At 68.1% G+C, this 19438-nt stretch carries 20 protein-coding genes; 7 read left to right on the top strand and 13 right to left on the bottom strand.

All coding sequences use genetic code 11. From position 1 onward, the window contains the following. Positions 1-944: MFS transporter (locus ACWELJ_RS12915; protein WP_452366340.1), on the bottom strand; the 944-nt coding region annotated here is incomplete at its 3' end. A gap of 143 nt (positions 945-1087) precedes the next feature. Then, positions 1088-1498, bottom strand: coding sequence for a hypothetical protein (locus ACWELJ_RS12910; protein ID WP_452366339.1), 411 nt, complete (start codon positions 1496-1498; stop codon positions 1088-1090). A gap of 321 nt (positions 1499-1819) precedes the next feature. Between ACWELJ_RS12910 and ACWELJ_RS12905 the strand changes: the two genes are divergently transcribed. The 3 genes from ACWELJ_RS12905 (at position 1820) to ACWELJ_RS12895 (ending at position 3726) form a co-directional block, all read left to right on the top strand. Next, complete coding sequence (locus tag ACWELJ_RS12905; RefSeq protein ID WP_452366338.1) at positions 1820-2737, top strand: hypothetical protein; 918 nt, start codon at positions 1820-1822, stop codon at positions 2735-2737. Between the two features lie 85 nt (positions 2738-2822). Continuing rightward, entirely contained in the window at positions 2823-3155 is a 333-nt protein-coding gene (locus ACWELJ_RS12900) for a DUF732 domain-containing protein (protein ID WP_452366337.1), read from the top strand. 199 nt (positions 3156-3354) lie between these two features. After that, positions 3355-3726: a hypothetical protein gene (locus ACWELJ_RS12895; protein WP_452366336.1), complete on the top strand. Its 372-nt coding sequence runs from the start codon at positions 3355-3357 to the stop codon at positions 3724-3726. 53 nt (positions 3727-3779) lie between these two features. Here ACWELJ_RS12895 and ACWELJ_RS12890 read toward each other — a convergent pair whose 3' ends face one another. From ACWELJ_RS12890 to ACWELJ_RS12860, 7 genes are all read right to left on the bottom strand, one after another. After that, positions 3780-4508: an enoyl-CoA hydratase/isomerase family protein gene (locus ACWELJ_RS12890; protein WP_452366335.1), complete on the bottom strand. Its 729-nt coding sequence runs from the start codon at positions 4506-4508 to the stop codon at positions 3780-3782. A gap of 49 nt (positions 4509-4557) precedes the next feature. Beyond that, positions 4558-5082 (bottom strand): AMP-binding protein, encoded by a 525-nt coding sequence (locus ACWELJ_RS12885; protein WP_452366334.1) that lies wholly within the window; start codon positions 5080-5082, stop codon positions 4558-4560. Positions 5083-5347: 265 nt separating this feature from the next. Further along, entirely contained in the window at positions 5348-6493 is a 1146-nt protein-coding gene (locus ACWELJ_RS12880; protein ID WP_452366333.1) for an acyl-CoA dehydrogenase family protein, read from the bottom strand. Between the two features lie 180 nt (positions 6494-6673). After that, positions 6674-7549 (bottom strand): lysophospholipid acyltransferase family protein, encoded by an 876-nt coding sequence (locus tag ACWELJ_RS12875; protein ID WP_452366332.1) that lies wholly within the window; start codon positions 7547-7549, stop codon positions 6674-6676. 70 nt (positions 7550-7619) lie between these two features. Beyond that, entirely contained in the window at positions 7620-9311 is a 1692-nt protein-coding gene (locus tag ACWELJ_RS12870) for an AMP-binding protein (RefSeq protein WP_452366331.1), read from the bottom strand. A gap of 37 nt (positions 9312-9348) precedes the next feature. Continuing rightward, positions 9349-9900 carry a nuclear transport factor 2 family protein gene (locus ACWELJ_RS12865; RefSeq protein WP_452366330.1) on the bottom strand — a complete coding sequence of 184 codons (552 nt, stop codon included), beginning with the start codon at positions 9898-9900 and terminating at the stop codon, positions 9349-9351. A gap of 93 nt (positions 9901-9993) precedes the next feature. Then, the gene (locus ACWELJ_RS12860; RefSeq protein ID WP_452366329.1) at positions 9994-11433 is read right to left on the bottom strand and encodes a PucR family transcriptional regulator; all 1440 of its coding nucleotides are present in this window, start codon (positions 11431-11433) and stop codon (positions 9994-9996) included. 173 nt (positions 11434-11606) lie between these two features. Between ACWELJ_RS12860 and ACWELJ_RS12855 the strand changes: the two genes are divergently transcribed. After that, positions 11607-12395 (top strand): CPBP family glutamic-type intramembrane protease, encoded by a 789-nt coding sequence (locus ACWELJ_RS12855; protein WP_452366328.1) that lies wholly within the window; start codon positions 11607-11609, stop codon positions 12393-12395. Between the two features lie 28 nt (positions 12396-12423). Here the strand turns inward: ACWELJ_RS12855 and ACWELJ_RS12850 are convergent, their stop codons facing one another. Then, positions 12424-13050: a TetR/AcrR family transcriptional regulator gene (locus tag ACWELJ_RS12850; RefSeq protein ID WP_452366327.1), complete on the bottom strand. Its 627-nt coding sequence runs from the start codon at positions 13048-13050 to the stop codon at positions 12424-12426. Positions 13051-13148: 98 nt separating this feature from the next. Here ACWELJ_RS12850 and ACWELJ_RS12845 point away from each other — a divergent pair, with 98 nt between their 5' ends. Continuing rightward, on the top strand, positions 13149-13946 hold the full coding sequence (locus tag ACWELJ_RS12845) for a thioesterase family protein (protein ID WP_452366345.1): 798 nt from the start codon (positions 13149-13151) through the stop codon (positions 13944-13946). A 24-nt stretch (positions 13947-13970) separates the two neighbouring features. On the opposite strand, the gene ACWELJ_RS12840 is transcribed toward ACWELJ_RS12845, so the two are convergent. Then, entirely contained in the window at positions 13971-14756 is a 786-nt protein-coding gene (locus ACWELJ_RS12840; RefSeq protein ID WP_452366326.1) for an alpha/beta fold hydrolase, read from the bottom strand. Positions 14757-14873: 117 nt separating this feature from the next. On the opposite strand from ACWELJ_RS12840, the gene ACWELJ_RS12835 reads away from it, so the two are divergent. After that, positions 14874-15794, top strand: coding sequence for a helix-turn-helix domain-containing protein (locus ACWELJ_RS12835; RefSeq protein ID WP_452366325.1), 921 nt, complete (start codon positions 14874-14876; stop codon positions 15792-15794). Here the strand turns inward: ACWELJ_RS12835 and ACWELJ_RS12830 are convergent. Next, complete coding sequence (locus ACWELJ_RS12830) at positions 15742-16473, bottom strand: hypothetical protein (RefSeq protein WP_452366324.1); 732 nt, start codon at positions 16471-16473, stop codon at positions 15742-15744. The two genes, ACWELJ_RS12835 and ACWELJ_RS12830, sit on opposite strands and share 53 nt — an antisense overlap. A 65-nt stretch (positions 16474-16538) precedes the next feature. Then, positions 16539-17480, bottom strand: a complete 942-nt coding sequence (locus ACWELJ_RS12825) for a DUF1254 domain-containing protein (RefSeq protein ID WP_452366344.1) — start codon at positions 17478-17480, stop codon at positions 16539-16541. Between the two features lie 366 nt (positions 17481-17846). On the opposite strand from ACWELJ_RS12825, the gene ACWELJ_RS12820 reads away from it, so the two are divergent. Beyond that, the gene (locus tag ACWELJ_RS12820) at positions 17847-19355 is read left to right on the top strand and encodes a DUF1214 domain-containing protein (protein WP_452366323.1); all 1509 of its coding nucleotides are present in this window, start codon (positions 17847-17849) and stop codon (positions 19353-19355) included. Positions 19356-19438 lie beyond the last annotated feature (83 nt).

Below are 19438 nucleotides of genomic sequence, written 5' to 3'. Positions count from 1 at the left end.
CGCCGCGATCCCCTCGGCCACCGGCACCGGTTCGCCCGGCGCCTCCCAGATCGATACCCGCATCGGCGTGGATTCCGGCCGAGCCGTCCGGCGAGCAGCGGAATCGCCACCATGGCGGGAATCGCGCTGGCCCGCAGGGCGAGCAGCGCGCCACTGCCGGAGCCCACGCCCTCGGGCGGGGCGAGCTGGATGCCGGTGTAGATGCCCACGAACGAGCCCAGGATCGCCAGGCAGCTCAGATACAGCAGGGCGAGGCGGGATCGGCAGAGCAGGTCCGTGAACGGCGCGAACACCGGCCGCAGCGACACAACACCTGGCGAACCTGCTGGATCACCCCCGCCCACAATGGAATCCGCTGAGCGGACCGGCGGTTGCAGCACCGCCAGTAGCGCCACCGCCGAGACCGCGAACGCGATCGACCCGGCTACGAAGATCGCGGGCCAGCCCAGCGCGTTCCCGATGAGCTGCGCCAGGACCTGCGCCACCACCCCCGCGCCGAGGAACGAACTCGTCAGGCAGGTGAGCGCGACGATCCTCCGCTCCGGCGCGATCCGCTCCGACAGATACGCGAACGCGGCGGGAGCGAAGAACGATGCCGTGAGCCCCTGCAGGATTCGCGCCGACAGTCCGGCCACCAGGCCTGGCGCGACCGCCACCAGCAGCGTGCTCACCACGGTGGCCGCCAACCCGCCGACGATCACCGGCCGTCTCCCCCACCGGTCCGACAGCGGCCCGGTCACCAGGAACCCCGCGCCGTAGGCCAACCCGAAGGCCGTGGTCGTCCAGGTGACCGCGGATCTGGACGTATCCCAGTCCGCCGCCAGCCGATTCAGCACCGGCAGCACCACGTACAACTGCCCGACCACGAGGATCCCCACCGCGCACACCGCCCCCACGGTGCGCCCGACCGGCGCCCACACCTCGGTTTCCGCGGGCGCGCTCATGACCGCGACATCCGGACGCGAGCAGGGAAGTACAGCGAGGTGGTCATCGAATCCCTTTCGTGGACAACGGAGTCCACGTGTATCAACCCGAGACCACCGGGCACGACGGTTACGTGCGCGCTGATCCGAAGCCGACGGACCGCTCACGCCAGGATGAAGCTCAACTGCGGTACGAAGTTGCCGCCCAGGCGGATCCACGAGTAGCCGAGCCACACGCCGGGGGTGACCTGCCGGATCTCGTCGTACACGTTCGGGGTCGGGGACGGGGCGTAGTCGAGGATCCAGGTGGGTCCGCCGTCGACGACCGACGGCCCGGCAAAGACGTCGGCGGGCCAGGCCTCCAGATCCGCGGGGGTCAGTCGGTTCTGCAGGTACCCGCCGGACGGACCGGTGTAGAAGTCCTTGCCGATCCAGACCTGCGGTGTCCAGGACTGCAACTGGCGCGGTGCGACGACCCAGCCGTCCTTGGCGCCGACCGGGACATCGCCGCGCGGGGCGGCGCGGTAGATCGCGTCCAGCTGATCGGTCTCACATCCGAACCGGAGCGAGTCCACAGTTGCTGATGTGTTGTCGGAGTACAGAAGACAGCCGTTCCCATAGTCCGCGTCGGCGTGCGCGGACACCGGGACAATCAGCGCCAGCGCCCCGAATCCGACGGGGGCGAGGCTTCTTATGAGGACATTTCGGAGGATCTCACGGCATGTACTCATCGCTGTCTCCACCGGGATGATTCCCGACCCAGCGATGATCTTAGTTCGCCGCAAAATAGCCGGTCAGCGCCGACGTCGAACCGAGATCAGATCGACACGCACTTAACAGGAAATTGACAGCCTTCCGCTGGAAATGTCTCGAGGTTCGTGTCGATGTTATGAAGCATGAGCTCGATTCAGGCCCGCACCCGGGGCGCACGGTGGTGGATCGCGGCCGGCGGCCTCGTCGCCGCGGTCACGGTGTCCGCGCTGGGCGCGCCCGTCGCCGTGGCCACCTCGCACGACCAGGCCGGCCCGGGTCAGGCGCCGCAGGCCACCGCGCCCGCGCCGCCGCTCGCCGCGCATCCCATCTCGGTGACCGCCATCGCCCAGCAGATGCAGACCGCCATCCAGACGGCCTCGCCGGGTACGACGGTCGGAATCGACGTGGTGGACACCACGACCGGGGCGGCCATCGCCAGCCTCAATGCCGACCAGCAGTTCTACACCGCCTCGGTGGTCAAACTGCTGATCGCGCTCGACGCGCTGGAAAACCAAGGCGCGCAATCGGATCCGGACACCACCGCGGAGGTCACGCGGATGCTCTCCACCAGTGACGACGATATCGCCGATCAGCTCTGGGACGCCGGCGGCAATACCGCGATCATCGATCGCATGGTCGCGGCCATCGGGCTGACGGCCACCAGCGCGCCCGAGGACGCCGCGCAGTGGGGCGAAACCCTCACCACCCCACGCGATGTCGTGGCGATCTTCCACTACATCACCGCCACCGCCCCGGCCGCGGCCCGCGATCCGATCCTGGGCGCGCTGCGCGACACCGCCCGCACCGCCGCCGACGGCACCGACCAGTTCTTCGGTATCCCCGACGCGCTCACCGGCACGACCTGGGCGGTCAAACAGGGCTGGATGGACTTGAATTCGTCGACCACGCTCGACACCACGGGCCTGGTCGGCGCCGCGCCCGATCAGCCCTACCGGTACGCGGTCGTGGTGCTGTCCACGCAGCCGGCGGGCACCAGCTGGCCGGTGGCGGGCGCGGCGCTGACCGCCGGAGTGACCCTGCTGCACGCGGCGCTGAAGTAGTCCGAGCCCGTCACCTTCGACAACGCGGCCATCGGCCGGGCGCGCGGTACGCTCGCCGGGTTCATTCGATGTTGAAGGAGAGTTCGTGGGTAAGAAGAGCCGTCTCGCTTCGGGTTTCGCACTGGTGGCCGCCGCTGCCGCCGCGATGGGGGCGACCGCCGGAGTGGCCGCCGCGGAGCGCGCGCTCACCGGGCAGGAGCAGGTGTTCGTCAGCTACCTGGAGGAGCACGGGGACATCCTGGTCGATCTGGACCAGAAGCTCGCGGCCGTCGATCTGGGCAAGGCGTACTGCTCGGCGCTGGCGTCCGGGGTGCCCCGGGATCAGCTGTCGACCCGCCTGCCGGGTGGCGCGGGCGAGGACGCCGAGGCCGCGCTGGTGCTGGAGGCGGCCACGGTCGCGGGCAGCCTCTGCGGCTGACCTGCTGACGTGAGGCCTGCGGGCGCGACCGGAAACGGTTGCGCCCGCAGTTTTTTTCGCGCCGACCCGGCCTATCTGATTGCGTAAGTTGTTAATTGCGTACCTTGCGGAATTCTTCAGCAAACCACATACCGCCGGGCCCGTACGGGCGTAGCGTCACCGCTCGCGAGAACCCGTCACGGCTAGGAGAGGAAAATCCATGGCGGACTTGGAAGTTGCCCTGAAGGACATGATGATGCTGGACGGCGCCCTCGGCGCCGCCGTCGTCGACTACGGCAGCGGCATGCCCCTGGGCATGCTCGGCGGCTCGAAATCCCTGGATCTCGAGGTGGCCGCGGCCGGCAATACCGAGGTGGTGCGGGCCAAACTGCGCACCATCGAGCAACTCGGCCTCAATGAGGAGATCGAGGACCTGCTCATCACCCTCAACAACCAGTACCACCTGGTGCGCCCGCTGCGCGGGCGTCGCTCCCGCGGCCTGTTCCTGTACGTGGCCATCGACCGCGCCCGCGGCAACCTGGCCCTGGCCCGGCACCGCCTGCGCGACATCGAGGAGAACCTCGAGGTCTGAGCCCAGGAGAACCTCGAGATCCGATCTGGGGCCGGGCGCCCGAGGCGGTGACGTCAGCGCCGAGTCAGGCGCTCCATGGCGTCGTCGGGCATGCCGAAGGGGAGGTCGGTCTCGGTCTGCAGGGCCTCGGCGCGGGGCAGGTCGCGGGAATTGGCGTAGAGCGACTTGTAGATTCGGTTCGAGCCCGCGGAATTGGCGGCGATCTGGGCGGCCAGGCGGGCGACGAATTCGTCGAGGCCGACATCGGAGACGCAGTGGTTCACCAGGCCGATGTCGGCGGCCTCGACGCCGCTGATGCGGCGGGCGGTGAAGCTGAGTTCCTTGGCGCGGGCCATGCCGACGCGTTCGGGGAGCCGGACCGACATGCCCCAGACCGGGGCCAGACCCCACTGGCTGTGGGTGTCACCGAACTGCGCGGTGTCACCCGCCACGAGGAAGTCACAGGCCAGGGCGAGTTCGAGGCCGCCGGTGAAGCAGTGGCCGCGGATCTTGCCGATCACCGGGGCCGGGAACTCCTCGAGCATGGTGACGGTCTTGGCCTCGTCGTAGCGCGAGTCCATGGCGTCGCCCGCGGCGAGCGATTCCAGGTCGTGCCCGGCGCAGAAGGATCGGCCCGCACCGGTGAGGATGACGCAGCGCACGTCCGCGCCGGACAGCGCGTCCAGGTGCGCGCGCAGCTCCTCGAAGCTGCCCGTCGTCAGGGCGTTCAGCTTCTCGGGCCGATTCAGGGTGAGGGTGGCGACGCCGTTCTCGACGGTCCTGGTGACCAGCTCTGAACTCACGAGACACGCCTTTCCTCCGGTGATCGGCCCGCCGCCGGTCCCGATTGGATCATGACAGATCCGCGCGCCCGTACCGAGCAAATGGATGCTTGGGCTGCTGTCGATCGGCCGCCACGACGGCCGGCCCGCCGGGGGTGAGGTCGAGGCCGGTCTCCGGATACCGCCGGATCCGCCCGGTGACGGCCCGGTCGTCGAGGACCACCCAGTACATGTCCTCGAAGGGCAGCTCGTCCACGTATCGCTCCAGCGTGATACCCAGGCGCACACCGGAATCCGCGCACGCGAACCGATTGCGCTCATAGGGATGGGCCGGATCCACCGATAGCCAACCAGCCCCGGCCTTGGCGACCGCCCACACCGCCAGCACCCATTCCGGCGAGCACGGCATCCCGATCGCGAGCACCGCGTCGGGCACGACCCGGAGTTCGATGAGCAAGTGCGCCAGCTGATTCGAGCGCAGATCCAGGTCACGGTAGGTGGTCCGGCGGTCGCCGCCGGCGTCCGGCCGCGCGGCCAGGAGCACCGGCGGGGTCGCCCGCCCCCCGCGCTGCGAGTTGCTCCGCGATCCCTGCATACGACCGACTCCTCCAGGATGCTCTGCCGACGCCCCGGAACGTCAGCGGCTACCCGCGGTGGCGCATACGCTGACCAGGCGAAAGTCCAGCCATAAGACGAGTTCCGGACCATTTTGACAGAGCCTGTCGGCGATCTGGCAACATTAGAGCAACCCATCGCGTGTCGCCGGGGAGCATACGGAGCCCACACCCGGCCCCTGCCACCGCGGAAACCACTGCCCCGGAACATCTTCCGGTCGTGATCCGCGGCGGCCGTCACCCGTGTCAGGTCAGCTTCAGGCTGCGCCCGATGATCTCCTTCATGATCTCGGTGGTACCGCCGTAAATGGTCTGGATGCGGGCGTCCATGTAGGCCTTGGCGATCGGGTACTCGCGCATGTAGCCGTAGCCGCCGTGCAGCTGCAGGCAGCGGTTGATCAGGTCGAGCTGCTCCTCGGTGGACCACCACTTGGCCATGGCGGCCTCCTCGACGCTCAGCTTGCGATCGTTGAGCAGTTCGATGCAGCGGTCGACGAAGACCCGGACCGCGGTGGTCTTGGTGGCCAGCTCGGCCAGCACGAAACGGGTGTTCTGCAGGGCGCCAATGGGTTTGCCGAAGGCCTTGCGGTCGCGCACGTACTGGCAGGTCAGCTCCAGGCAGCCCTCCATGGCGGCGGCGGCCATGACGGCGATGGACAGCCGCTCCTGCGGGAGGTTCTGCATCAGGTGGATGAAGCCCTGGCCCTCGGTGCCCAGCAGGTTCTTGCCGGGAACGCGGACGTCGGCGAAGGACAGCTCGGCGGTGTCCTGCGCCTTGAGGCCGATCTTGTCCAGATTGCGGCCGCGCTCGAAACCGGCCATGCCGCGCTCGACCACCAGCAGCGAGAAGCCCATGGCGCCCGCCGCCGGATCGGTCTGGGCGACCACGATGACGATATCGGCGTTGATGCCGTTGGTGATGAAAGTCTTGGAGCCGTTGAGGATCCAGTCGTCGCCGTCCTTCACCGCGCGGGTCTTGATGCCCTGCAGGTCCGAACCCGTGCCGGGCTCGGTCATCGCGATGGCGGTGATGATCTCGCCGGAACAGAAGCCCGGCAGCCAGCGCTGCTTCTGCTCCTCGTTGGCCAGCTCCAGCAGATACGGCGCGATGACGTCATTGTGCAGGCCGAAACCCAGGCCCGAGTACATGCCCTTGGTGACCTCCTCGGTCACGATGGCGTTGTAGCGGAAGTCGGCCTCGCCCCCGCCGCCGTACTGCTCCGGCACCGCCATGCCGAGGAACCCCTGCTTGCCGGCCTCGAGCCAGACCGAGCGATCGACGATGCCGTCGTGCTCCCACTGCTCGTGGTTCGGGGCCACATGCTGATCGAGAAACTTACGGAACGACTCCCGGAACAGCTCGTGTTCGGGTTCGAAAAGGGTGCGCTCCACGCCAACCTCCTACAGTGACCACATCGGCACCATCGCCTGTGTTCAATACCGTACTCGAAAGTCGAACGGAGGTTAACTTCATGGGAGGAGAAAGTGGTCCGAACTGCGACAGTCGCCGTTGACGTCGCGGAGCGGTCGCCCTGAACCCGGGTAAACCTACCGGGAAGTCAGAGGTCGGAGCTAGAAGCCGAAGCGGCCCAGGGTGCGCCCCAGCAGGCTGCGGCCCCGGTCCCGGTCGCGTTCGCCGAGCAGGAAATCCAGCTCACCTTCGAGGGCCTTCTTCACCACGGCCTGCAGTTCGTTCGCCGCGGCGTCGGTGTCGGCGATGTCGCGCCAGGGGCTGGTGTCGATCGGAGTGCCCAGGGAGAAGTAGAAGCGCTCCGGCTTGGGCACCAGGGTGGGCCCCAGCCCGCGGATCAGCGGCGGGGTCAGCGAGGAGCGCAGGCCCAGGCCCTCGACGGCCTTGCGCAGCGGGAACATGACCGGGTGATCACCGTCGAAGACGATGTCGAACACGTCGTCACCGCCGACCATGGCGATCGGGACGATGGGCGCGCCGGTCGCGATGGCCATCTTGGCGAAGCCGGTGCGGCCCTCCCACATCAGCTGGTACTTCTGGCCCTTGCCGCGCATGGCCTCGCGACCGCCGCCCGGGAACACCGCCACCGCTTCGCCCTGCTCGAGCAGTGTGGTGCAGTTGCGGCGATTGCCGCGCACGATTCCCCAGCGGTGCAACACATCTCGCAACCCCGGCACGTCGATGAGGACGTTCTCGGCCAGCCCCCGCACCAGCCGATCGTGGCGCACCAGGATCTCGTGCGCGAGCAGCGGCGCGTCGGTGCCGCCCGCCAGGCTGTGATTGCCGACGAGCAGCACCGGGCCCTCGAGCGGGAAGTTCTCCATCCCGTAGAAGCGCGGACTGAACCAGGCCCGCGACGGCGCGATGAGCGCGTCGATGATCCGGCGATCGGTATCGGTGAGATCGACGTGCAGCGGCGCGCCGTCGGTCAGCCCCTGCGGCGTTCGTTCTTCGGACCCATGATTGTCGTACGACAAGGCAACCCTCCCTGCAGAACCTTCGATAACGCCATGCTAACGAAAGTCCGCGCAGGTCACCGAATCAGGGTTAGAACAGGTTCCCCCGGCCGAATGAGACGAACTCGGCCTCGAGTTCCAATTTGCCGGTCTCGGTCAAGTGTTCATATTCGGGCTTGCCGCGGCCGAACCAGCAGTACAGCAGCTCGTCGGTGTGCCAGCGCTGATCCTGGAGTTCGCGCTTGAGCACCTTGTTCGAGCCGGTGACCGGCAGGCTCGCGGACACGCGCAGCAGGCGCGGCGCACCCTTGGAGCCGAGATCGTCCTGGGCCGTGAGGAATTCGGCGAACTCGGCGGCGTCGAAGGCCTGCGGATCGGCGACCTCGATGGCGGCCATCACCCGGTCGCCCGAGCGCGGATCCGGCACGCCGTAGACCGCGGCGGCGATCACCGCCGGATGCCGCCGGATGACCTGTTCGATCGACAGCGTCGAGGTGTTCTCACCATCGACGCGCAGCCAATCGCCTTTGCGGCCACCGAAATACAGGAATCCGGCTTCGTCGATATAGCCCAGGTCACCTGTCCAATACCAACCGTTGCGCAAACGTTCGGCATCGGCGACATCGTTTTTGTAATAGCCCTCGAATACGATCGCGCCCGCCTTGTCGACCATCTCGCCGACCGATTCGTCCGGATTCAATACACGGCCGTATTCATCCAATACCGCGCGCGGACAATCCTCGAGTGTGTCCGGATTCACGACCGCGACGCCCGGATGCGCCGGGCGGCCGAGCGCGGCGGCCGGAGCCTGCGGGTCCAGTGCCGCCAGGGCCGGGCCCTCGCTCGAGCCGTAGCCCTCGAACAGTTCGGCCCCGAAGCGGCGGCGGAACTCGGCCTGGTCGGCCACCGACGCCTCGGTGCCGAACCCGCGGACCAGGGTGGTGTCGGCGTCCTGCGGGGTCACCGGAGTAGCCAGCAGATACCCCAGCGCCTTGCCCACGTAGGTGAAGAAGGTCGCGCCGAAATACCGCACGTCGGAAAGGAATCCGGTCGCGGAGAACTTCGGCGTGAGGCACACCGTCGCACCGTTCACCAGGGCCGGAGCCCACAACGCCATGATCGCGTTGCCGTGGAACAGCGGCATACAGCAGTAGTCGACGTCGTCACGGATGTGCCCGAACTTGTCGCTGGCCGCGTACCCGAGCATGGCCAGGCGGCGCTGGGTGCACTTGACCGCCTTCGAGGTGCCGGTCGTGCCCGAGGTGAACAGCAACAGCAGCAGGGCCTCCGCACCGGCGTGCGCGACCGGCTCGGCCGCGTGCGCCGCCACCCGCTCGGCATAGGCCGGGTCGTCCACCAGCAGGAACCGATCCGGCTCCAGACCCAGGTCCAGGGCGCTCAGCCGGGCCATGCCGGCCGCGTCGGTGACGATCAGCTGGCAGTCGACATAGCGGATGTCGGCCTCCAGCTGAGCGTTGCCGCGCGTGGGATTGATCCCGGCCACGGTCGCGCCCGCCAGCGCGGCCGCACCCAGCCAGAAGACGAAGTCGGGCACATTGTCCAGCAGCACACCGATGTGGAACGGCCCGTCGCGCCGCAGCTCGCGAGCCAGCTCGGCGCGCGCCGCCGACTCCCGCACCACCGCGTCCCAGGTCCAGTCCCGCTCCCGGGTGCGCAGGCCGAGCCGCTCGTCACCGAGCCGGTCGAGCAGCAGGGTCGCGATGTCCGCGCGCCGCTCGGCCGGGGCCTGCGCCGCCGGGGTTGCCACTGATAGGTCCGTCATGTCCGATTCGCCTTCCATCTGCCGAGTGTCGTCGCAGTTACTTACCCGGGTACACGAGTTCGACGTATTCGCTGGGCAGTTCGTCGAACGACAGCTTGCGGACCTCTACCGGACCCGAGTGGTAGGAGTCCTCGCCGATGATCAGGCCGGCCTCGTCCACCGGCCACAGCAGCAGCTGCCGGAACGAGATCAAGTAGTCGGCCTCGGGGTCGTCGACCGGCAGACCGATCTGGGCGGCGTACGCGCCGGGGTAGATCTGGCGCAGGTAGCCCTCGGTGACCACACAGTCGTCGTCGACCAGCAAGCGGTCCAGCTCGAACTCCAGAATGTTCGACTTGCTCTCCACGAACGCCGTGTAGTAGGCGCGCAGAACGTCCCAGCCCTTGGGTCCGACATCCTGACCGTTCTGCCAGAAGTGATAGTTCGGCTCCGCCGTCATGGTCTTCATCAGACCATCGAGATCCGGCACGGCCTCGGCCTTCATGTGATCGATGACGATCGAGAGCACCTGACGATGGCGCTCGTTGGTGGTGACGGCCAGCCGCTCCTCGAGCGGCTTCCAGGTCTTGGTGGGTTCGACAATGGCCATGGTATGAATCTCCTTCTCCCGCACCGGCTGTGCCGTGCTCACCGATCGTCGCCGATCGACGTGACCCGAATCACCCGCCGCCCGTCGCCGGTATCACCGCCCGTACCCGACGCTTGTCGGGTCGGCCGCCGACGGGCCCGCCAACTGCGCGGACGACAGGGCCATGCGCCGCACGAACAGCACCAGCGTGGCCGTGAAGCGATCCAGCGCGTCGTCGATATCCCAGCCCATCACGGCCTCCACCTGAGCGATCCGGGCGGCCACCGTGCTGTGATGCAGATGCAGCTCGGTCGCGGTCCGCCGCAGCGTGCCGAAGAGACAGAACGCCTCCAGCGTGTCCACCGCGAGCGCGCCCGCCTCGGTCGCCGCGAACTCCGAGATGCGGGTCACATCCGCGGTCCCCAGCAGCCGCTGCACCGGCAGGTCGGCCAGCAGCTCCATGACCCCCAGCCGCTCGAACGCGATCACCCGCCGCCCGTGCCACGTCGAGGACGCGAACCGCAACGCCCGCCGGGCCTGCTCCCAGGACGTGGCCGCCGCATACGCCGGCAACCGCTCGCCCATCCCGATCCACGGCCCGTCCGCCCCCGCCTGCGAAGCCGGAAACTCTTGCACCACAGCAGTATTCAAAATATCCGACAGCCCCCGATCCACCGGGGTGGGCCGTCCCGGTGCCGCGGCAGCCTCTCCCACGCCCCCGGCCGCACCGACGACATCGCCCGAGCCGGCAGAGCCGGTTCCGCGGCCGGAACGTGCGGCACCGTTCGGCGCGGCCGAGTCACGCCCGCCATGACCGAAACTCGCACGACCGTCGGACAGCACGCTCGACTGTCCGAAGTCCTGGATCAATACCGCCGTGATCGAGCCGATCACCGCCTGCCGCAGCACGGACACATGCTCGCCGATGATCCGCACGGCGTCCGCGGCCCCCGGCCCGGTCACCGCGAGCACCCTGGTGGCCCGCCCCGGATCCAGCCCGAGCAGCCGCATCGCCCGGACTCGGTCCTCACGCCGTTCCTTCTCCGACAACACCACTTCCAGTAGCGCGGGATCATCCATCCGCAACGGATTCGCCACCTGCCGCGCGGCCACCACCCGCAGGCAGTGCCGCAGCCGATCCAGCACCGCCGCGTCCAAGGGGTGGGGCCCGGCCGACAGATCGGCAGACCGCCGATCCTGCGATCCCACGGTCTCGCCCTGCCGAACTCCGCTGCCCGGCAGACGATTCCGCGACGCCGGCGCCGCGCCGGGACGTTCGAGCCAGACGGCGGGGTCGGAGCCGGTGGCGTCGGCGGGCGTGCCGGCGGCCGGGAGCAGGCGGCCGGCGGCGTCGTAGCGGATCACGGTGCCGGAGGACCAGCTCGCGCCGGCCGGGCATTCGGCCAGGAGCGCGGCGGCGCGAATCACGGTGTCGGCGTTCGCGGCGGATTCGTCGAAGGCGTCGAAATGGGTGATCAGCCGCAGCACCGCCGCCGGGTCCGCACCGAGCTCGGACAGCCGGAGCGGATTCGCGGGCGGCGCGGGCTCGGTCACGCTGCTCCCTCCACACTGATGGGCATCCGACCAGACTGACGAGCCGCCGGGTCGGCCGGAAGAGAAACGGGCGAATCGTCCAACTGGGTGGGACAACTCAGCGGGGTCGAGGCTCATCGATCCGCCCGATCCGAATACAACCGAACGGAAGGAATGACCGGTATGTTCAGCGCATGAGCACCGCCGATGCCACCCGGGTCAGTCCCTCATCGACTCGCCGGCCGTTCACCTACGCGATGTTCGCGGTCGCGGTCGTCGTGTACCTGGCGATCATCCAGGGCCTCGGCCTCATCCTGAAGAACATCACCGGCGAGAGCGACTTCTACACCAGCCGTGGCGTCTTCTTCGGAATGATCATCCCGCTCGGGCTGGCGCTGGCCTTCGTCTACGGCGTCACCGCCTACCTGGGCCGGCTCCACCCGGTGCTGCGCGACGACCGCCCGACCCAGCGCTGGGTGTGGGTGGTGCCGATCGTGTTCATCGCCGCCATCGCGGTGGGCATCAACTACGGGGAGCTGGCCGACAAGGGCATCGGGTACGTCCTGTTGCTGCTCATCGCGACCCAGTTCGTCGGCTGGGGCGAGGAGGGCATGTTCCGTGGACTCGGCGTGACCGTGCTGCGCGAGCACGGGCTCACCGAGGGCCGCGTGGCGCTGTGGTCGTCGATCATCTTCGGCGCGGTCCACCTGACCAATGTGGTCGGACACGGCCTCAGCGCCCTGCCGCAGGCCATCATCGTCAGTCTGGCGGGGTACTTCTTCTACCTGATCCGCCGGGTCAGCCGCGGCAATGTGCTCAACTCCGTGCTGCACGGCCTGTTCGACTTCTCGCTGCTGACCGGCACCGCCATCACCGCGGGCCAGACCTTCTACCCGGGCACCATGCTGCCGATCCTGCTCTACCCGGTGCTGGCGATCATCTTGCTGGTCAAGCGCCGCACGATCGAGCCCGTCGCGGGTTAGCGGCGTTACCCGGGGTGATCTGTCGCGATCAGCCCCGAGTGAACAGCCGCAGTGATTCGCCGACCACCGCGTCACGCATGCGGTGGTCGGGGTCCGCTTCGGGGCGCAGCCAGATCGACGCGTGATTGAGGATGCCGTGCAGGCAGTGCAGGGCCACCGCGGGATCGAGGCAATCGAATTCGCCCGAGTCCATGCCGCGGTCGATCACCTCGCGGAACATGCGGTCGTGGCGGCGGCGCATGGTTTTGATGGCCTCGCCGTGCTCGGCGGGCCAGGGGGCGGGGAACGAGAACAGCTTGCCCACTTCGGGGTAGAGCACGGTCAGGATGTGCAGCTGTTCGGCGATCAGAATCCGCAGCTGCTCGGCCGGTGACCGGTCGGCCGCGGCGTCGAGCGCTTCGCGCAGGCGGGTCAGCACATCGGTGGTGAGCTTCTCCAGCGCGGCCGAGACCAGCGCGTCCTTGCTCGGAAAGTAGTGGTAGAGGGTGGCTTTGGCGATGTCGGTGCGCTCCGCGACGTCCTCGAAGCGCATGCCCTGGTAGCCGCTGCCGGACAGGATCCGCAGCGCGGTCGCGATCATCTCCGCCTTGCGGCGATCACGTCGGCGGGCCGCGCGCCCGGTGGGGGCGGTCTCCTCGTCCACGGTCGTGCTCATCGCCCGATCATATCCGCCGCTCGGGTCGGTTAGATCAACCACAAAGATGGTCTACCGACTGGCCAGATCAAAATTCGACCCGTAGGTTGAGAAACGTGATGGATACGACCGCACCCGAGACCGCCTACTTCCGGCGCGTCGGCGACCGCCGCTTCGTCCCCACTCACCACGCGGGCGGGGCCTGGTCCTCCGGCGAACAGCACTTCAGCCCGGTGGCCGGGCTGATCGTGCACGAGATCCTGCGGGCCCGCACCGATCGCCCCGACCTGGTACCGAGCCGCATCGGCTTCGACATCCTGGGCCGGATCGCGTTCGAGGAGTTCGAGATTCGCGTGGAGACCATCCGGCCGGGCCGCACCATCGAACTGGTGGAGGCCACGGTGAGCATCGGCGGCCGCGACACCATCAGCGCGCGGGCGTGGTTCCTCGGGGCACAGGACACCGGCATCGTCGCGGGCGGCGAACCGGACCGGCTGCCCGCCCCCGATTCGCTCGCACCCTGGTCCCTCACCCCCGTCTGGCCCGGCGGCTACATCGAATCGATCGAGGCCAGGCAGGTCGGCGTCCCCGAACCCGGCCGCGCCACCGCGTGGATCACCACCGCCGTGGACCTGGTCGAAGGCGAGGCAGCCGACCCCTTGGCCTCCTATATCGCCCTGGTCGACACCGCGAACGGCATCGCCGTCCGGCAGGAGCCCACCAAATGGATGTTCCCGAACGTGGACCTGACCATCCACCTGTACCGGCAGCCCGAAACCCCGTGGGTCGGGCTGGACACCTCCGTGGTGTTCGGCCACGCCGGGCAGGGCCTGACCACCACGGTCCTGCACGATCTGCGCGGGCCGGTCGGCTACGCCCAGCAGAGCCTCACCCTGCGACCGCAGCCGACCAGCTGATCCGGCCGGCCGACGACGGCCGGGCTAGGCGATGAAGTCGCCGACCAGCTTCACGAATTCGCCTGGCCGCTCGACCATCACGACGTGTCCGGTATCGATCTCCTCGTACACCGCGCCCGGGATGGCGGCCGCCAGCTCGCGGGCGTTCTCCACGGGCAGGAAGCCGTCCTGGGCCGCGCCGATCACCAGTGTCGGCGCTTGGACGCGAGGCAACAGCGCCCGAATGTCCAGGCGCAGCGCCAGTTCGATCTGGCGACGGCGGTCCGGGCCGGCCTGGAACCGGGTGGCGAGCTCCTCCACCGCGGCATGACCGATCGAGCGCAGGTGCGCGCGGCTGAACGCCAGCAGCATCGAATACCGCGCGAACGTGGCCGGGTCACCGAGGAGATCGCGCCACACGGTCAGGGAGTTGCGCAGATACTGGTCGCCCGGTCCGGCGAACCCCGCGACCGGCACCAGGGTACGAACCAGCTCCGGGCGCAACGCCGCCAGCGCCGCCGACACCACCGCGCCCAGTGAATGGCCCACCAGGTCGACCGGCCCCGCGCCCAGATCGGCGACGACCGCCCCCAACTGCTCGGCGAGCAGCTCGACGGTCAGCTCGCCGCCATGGTCACGGGCGGGATCGCTACCCGAAAGATTCGGCAGCACAACCCGATTGGTGGCCGCGAACGCCTCCGCCACCCCGTCCCAGGCGCGCGCGCCCGCGCCGCTGCCATGCACCAGCACCAATGGACGCCCCGCACCCAGCACCCGATACGGCACGCGCGCGTCACCCACCGCGATCTCCCGCATTTCCGTCTCACCCATGTCCGGCTCCTCTCGTATCGCTTTGCGTGATCGACCTTCTCGCGAACTCGAGGCGGTGAGGAGCGGAGAGCTTTCCCTAGGAGCGGCACTCCCAGCCTGCGCGGCAGGATGGAGGACATGACGATGGACCGCGACAAGCTGGCGGACTTCCTGCGCCGCTGCCGGGAGCGACTACAGCCGGGGGAGGTGGGTTTGGCCGCTGGACCGCGTCGGCGCACGCCGGGTCTGCGGCGCGAGGAGCTGGCGCATCTGTCCGGGGTGTCCGCGGACTATGTGATGCGGCTCGAGCAGGCGCGTAGTTCCCAGCCGTCGATCCAGGTGCTGGCCGCGCTCGCGCACAGCCTGCGGTTGAGTGTGGACGAGCGGGATCACCTGTATCTGCTGGCCGGGCATCGCCCGCCCGAGGGGGTGCGCGCCGGGAACACGGTGCGGCCCGCGCTGCGCTACCTGCTCGACCGGTTGAGCGATACCCCGGTCCAGCTCATCACCGACCTCGGCGACCTGCTCGCCCAGAATGCCTTGGCCGAGGCGCTGTTCGGATGCGTGTGCACGATCGCCGAATCCGACCGCAATATCGCGTGGCGCTGGTTCACCGACTCGTCGGTCCGCGAGGCCTATCCCGCCGAGGAACACGACCGGCTGGGCCGGCTGCGGGTCGCGGACCTGCGCGCCGCCGCGACCCGCCGCGGCTACGACCGAGCCTCGACCGCCCTGATCGAGCGCCTGGAATCCGCGAGCCCCGAGTTCGCCGACCTCTGGCGCCGCCACGAGGTGGCCGTCCGCCGCGAAAGCCATGTGCGCGTGCGCCATCCGGATATCGGCACCATCGAATTCGACTACGAGCTCCTGCACACCCAGGCCGAGGACCAGCGGCTGCGGGTGTTCACACCGCCGCCCGGCTCCCCCGCCGTCGAGGCTCTCGAAGTCCTGCGCGGCCTCGGACCCGACACCGCCCACCGCTCCCACCGCGGCGAGGGGCCCGGTGTCACGGCTTCGTCGGGATCTCCTCGCGGGACCGAACATGATCGATCCCGATGATCACGATCTCCCGATCGTCGTCGGTCAGCACCTTCAGGAATCCGGGCGGGTTCTCCAGCACATACCCGATCACCGTGCCGTCGCGAGTCTCGATGCGCTCCAACGGCGCCCACGGCACCCGCACGATCGCCGCCGTCACCAGCATCGCCAGAATCGCGACCAACCCGCTGCGATGCATCACGAACAGCGCGAACCGCCGCCCCTCCGGCCCCCGATGTCCGGTCGCCAGCAACGCGATCATGAGCGCGCCGATCACGCCGGCGATGATCAACATCCACCACAGCCGGAAGGTGATCAGCAGCACCGCCCCGAACAGCACCACGATGATCAGCATCACGAGATTCCCGGCGTTCCGGAACGTCGGCATCCCCAGCCGCCATTGATGACTCAGCGACGCCGGCACCAGCACCGCCAGCACCACCGCCGTCACCGTCGGATCGGCCATGAGGGTGCCGAGCACCATGCGCGAGGCATCGTCGAGACCGATGGTGTCGGCCACCGACGCCGCCCGCACCCAGTCGTAATCCGACACCGCGAACAGCCGCAGCACCACGAACAACACCGCGGCCCCGGTCAGCGACAGCCCGACCGTCCAGGCGGCGCCGATCTCGTCGGAGCCGGAGTCGCCCGCCGAATCCCGACGATCCGCCTGGCCGGTCACCTCGCCGCCGGAAGCCATGCAGCGCAGCATAGCCGCAGGTCACGGCCTGCGGCCGATGGCGCGCCGCTGCTCGGAGGCGGCGGCTACCCGATGCGCTGGGCCTGCGGGAAGGTCCAGCTGCCGTCGAGGATGTTCTGGTGCGGACGGTAGAGGCGGACCATATAGTTCCAGTTGGGCGTGGTGGGCAGGCAATTGGGAATCTGCCCGTCGCAGCCGCCGAACTGGATGTCGTAGGAACCGTCGGCGTTCTTCTTGGCCGTGACGTTGTTGACCGAGTACGCGTTGAGCGGGTTGGGCTGATAGTAACCCTCGGCGTTGTACACGCTGACCGACCAGAAGCCGTCCACGGGAACGTCTTTCACGCGCAGGGTGTAGTTGACGTTGCCGCTGTTGTCGGGCGGGGTGACGTTGAGGTAGAGCGCGTCCTTCTCCGGGTTGCCGCCCCAGGCCGACGCGGAGGTGATCAGGTGGCGGACCTCGTCGACCTGCCCTCGCGGACCGAAGGAGTTCTTGGTGTCGGGCAGGGTGGTGGCGAGAGTGAGCAGGGCGTCACGAACCTTGTCCTGACTGGGCTTGTCCCACTGCGGGATCTCGAAGGTGCCCTTGCTGTTCTGCTTGATGGTGATGGCGTCCTGCAGCTTGTGGACCGCGTCGACGTCGGCGGGGTTGTTGGGGTCGACGAAGGTGCGGACCGCGGCGATCATGTACCGGGTGCCGATCTTGTCGCGGTCATAGGTGTACGTACCGGCCTTGTAGACGACGTCCGGGGTGTACTCGTCCTCGTCGATGATCTGCATGGACATGAAGCGGTCGCCGGCATCGGGCAGGGTGATCGAGACCGGGCCCGCATCGAGATCGATGACCGCCGACGAGTAGAGGGTATCGCGATTGGCGCGGATCACCGTCTGGCGATCGATCGGCATGGGTTCGCGGATGTGGTGGAAATTGCCGATTCCGGCATCCTGCACCGACATAGCGAACTCACGGTCGGATTCGGCTCGGGCGAAGTTCTCGACGGTGACCATCGCCGGCTGGTTCGGCGGATAGTCCGCGGCCTTGGCCTTGGTCCCGGATGCGGCGCTCGTGGTGGTGGCCGAAGTCGAGTCCGAGGAATCGTTGCCGCAGGCGGCCGCGGTGGCGCACACCAGTAGCGCGCCGAGCACTGCGGCTCCGGATCGCAAAGTCTTCACGCACTCACTCCTTCTCCATGGACGGCCCGACCCACCAGATGCCGGTCGCCGTCACGACAGCTACTGATCAGCACATCTACCGCATTCGGACGAGTTAACGATGAATAGCCACGTCGCGATTCACTATCGATCGAACTCAGAGTGCACAGCGAACTCGTGGCGATTGCATGGTTTCCGTGGTTGCGCTGCTAATTTCCGGGCATGTCACCTGATAACGAAGCCACACCCAGATCCAGTGATTCCGACCCGACCGTCTCCCGGCGCGCGGCCCTGCTCGGCGCGGCCGTCACGGCAGCGCTCGGAGCGGCGATCGGCGGTGGCGCGGTCGCGGTGTCCAAGCGCGACGACAACGACTCGAAGTCCGATTCCTCGAAGCCGAATTCCGACATCGACCGCGATGTGGTCTCGTCCCGGGCGTTCGAAGCGGTCGTGTGGGGCATGCCGGCGGTCAACTACGACCGGATGCTGCAGGCCGCGATCGCCGTCGGCGCGGGACCGAATCAGATCGTGTACTGGTCGAAGCTGCTGGATTGGAAGAACCAGACGCTGACCCCGAATCCGAACGCCATCTATCTGATGCCGTTCTACGACACCTCGTCCGGACCGATCGTCCTCGACATCCCACCCGCCGAGGGAGACTCCACCCTCACGGGCTCCATCGACTCCGTCTGGCAGACCCCTCTCGCCGATGTCGGCCCCGCGGGCACCGACAAGGGCGCGGGCGGGCGCTATCTCATCCTGCCGCCGGGCTTCCAGGGCGAGATCCCCGACGGGTTCATCCCCCTGTACTCGGAGACCAAGGCCGGATTCGCGATCGTGCGCTCGAATCTGAAGAGCGGCAGCGACGCCGATATCGCGGCAGCGGTGGCGTACGGCAAACGCATGGGCATGTACCGGCTCGACGCGGCCGGAAACCCGCCTCCGACACCATATGTCGACGCTTCGGGCAAGGAGTTCGACGCCACCATCCCCTACGACCGGGACTTCTTCACGAATCTCAACCGGGTGGTACAGGCCGAGGCGTGGCTGCCCCGCGATATGGCGATGATCGACCAGCTGTCCAGCCTGGGCATCACCAGAGGCACTCCCTACCAGCCCGATTCGGCGACCCTCGAGCGCCTCGACGATGCCGCGGCCGCCGCCGGAAAATGGCTCGAACAGCTCTACGTGAAGTCCTTCACGCCTCCGTACTTCGACAACACCCACTGGGCGCTACCGGCCAACCAGCAGCTGGTCACCGCGATGCAGGACGGGTTCGTCGACCCCTCCAACTATCCGGTCGACGCCCGCGGCATGACCTATTCGTTCGCCTACTTCGCCGCGAAGAGCCTCGGCACCGGGCAGTTCTACCTGGTCGCTATCCACGACTCCGACGGCAAGGACTTCGACGGCGGCAAGAACTACAAGATCACCGTTCCGCCACACGTCCCGGTGTCCCTCTACTGGTCCGCCACCGCCTACGACCGCGGCACCCATACCCTGATCCGCGACGTCGACTGGGCCAGCCGCGCCTCCAATACCCCTGAACTGCAGACCAATTCCGACGGATCGGTCGACCTGTTCATGGGCCCCAGCGCACCCGAGGGCAAGAAATCCAACTGGATTCCCACCAAGTCCGGCCGGAACTTCGAGATCATGTTCCGGTTCTACGGACCCCAGCCGCCGCTGTCGGAGAAGACCTGGAAGCTGCCCGATATCCAACCGGCCTGAGGCATGAACGCCGGGGCGGTCGGTCCGCTCCGGCATTTGACTTGATCTGAAATTGATTGTGCGACAATCTAATTCATACAGCT

The organism is Nocardia sp. NPDC004582, from assembly GCF_053602115.1.
Note: the sequence above shows the minus strand (reverse complement) of the source record. Positions and strands in the feature narration are given on the sequence as shown.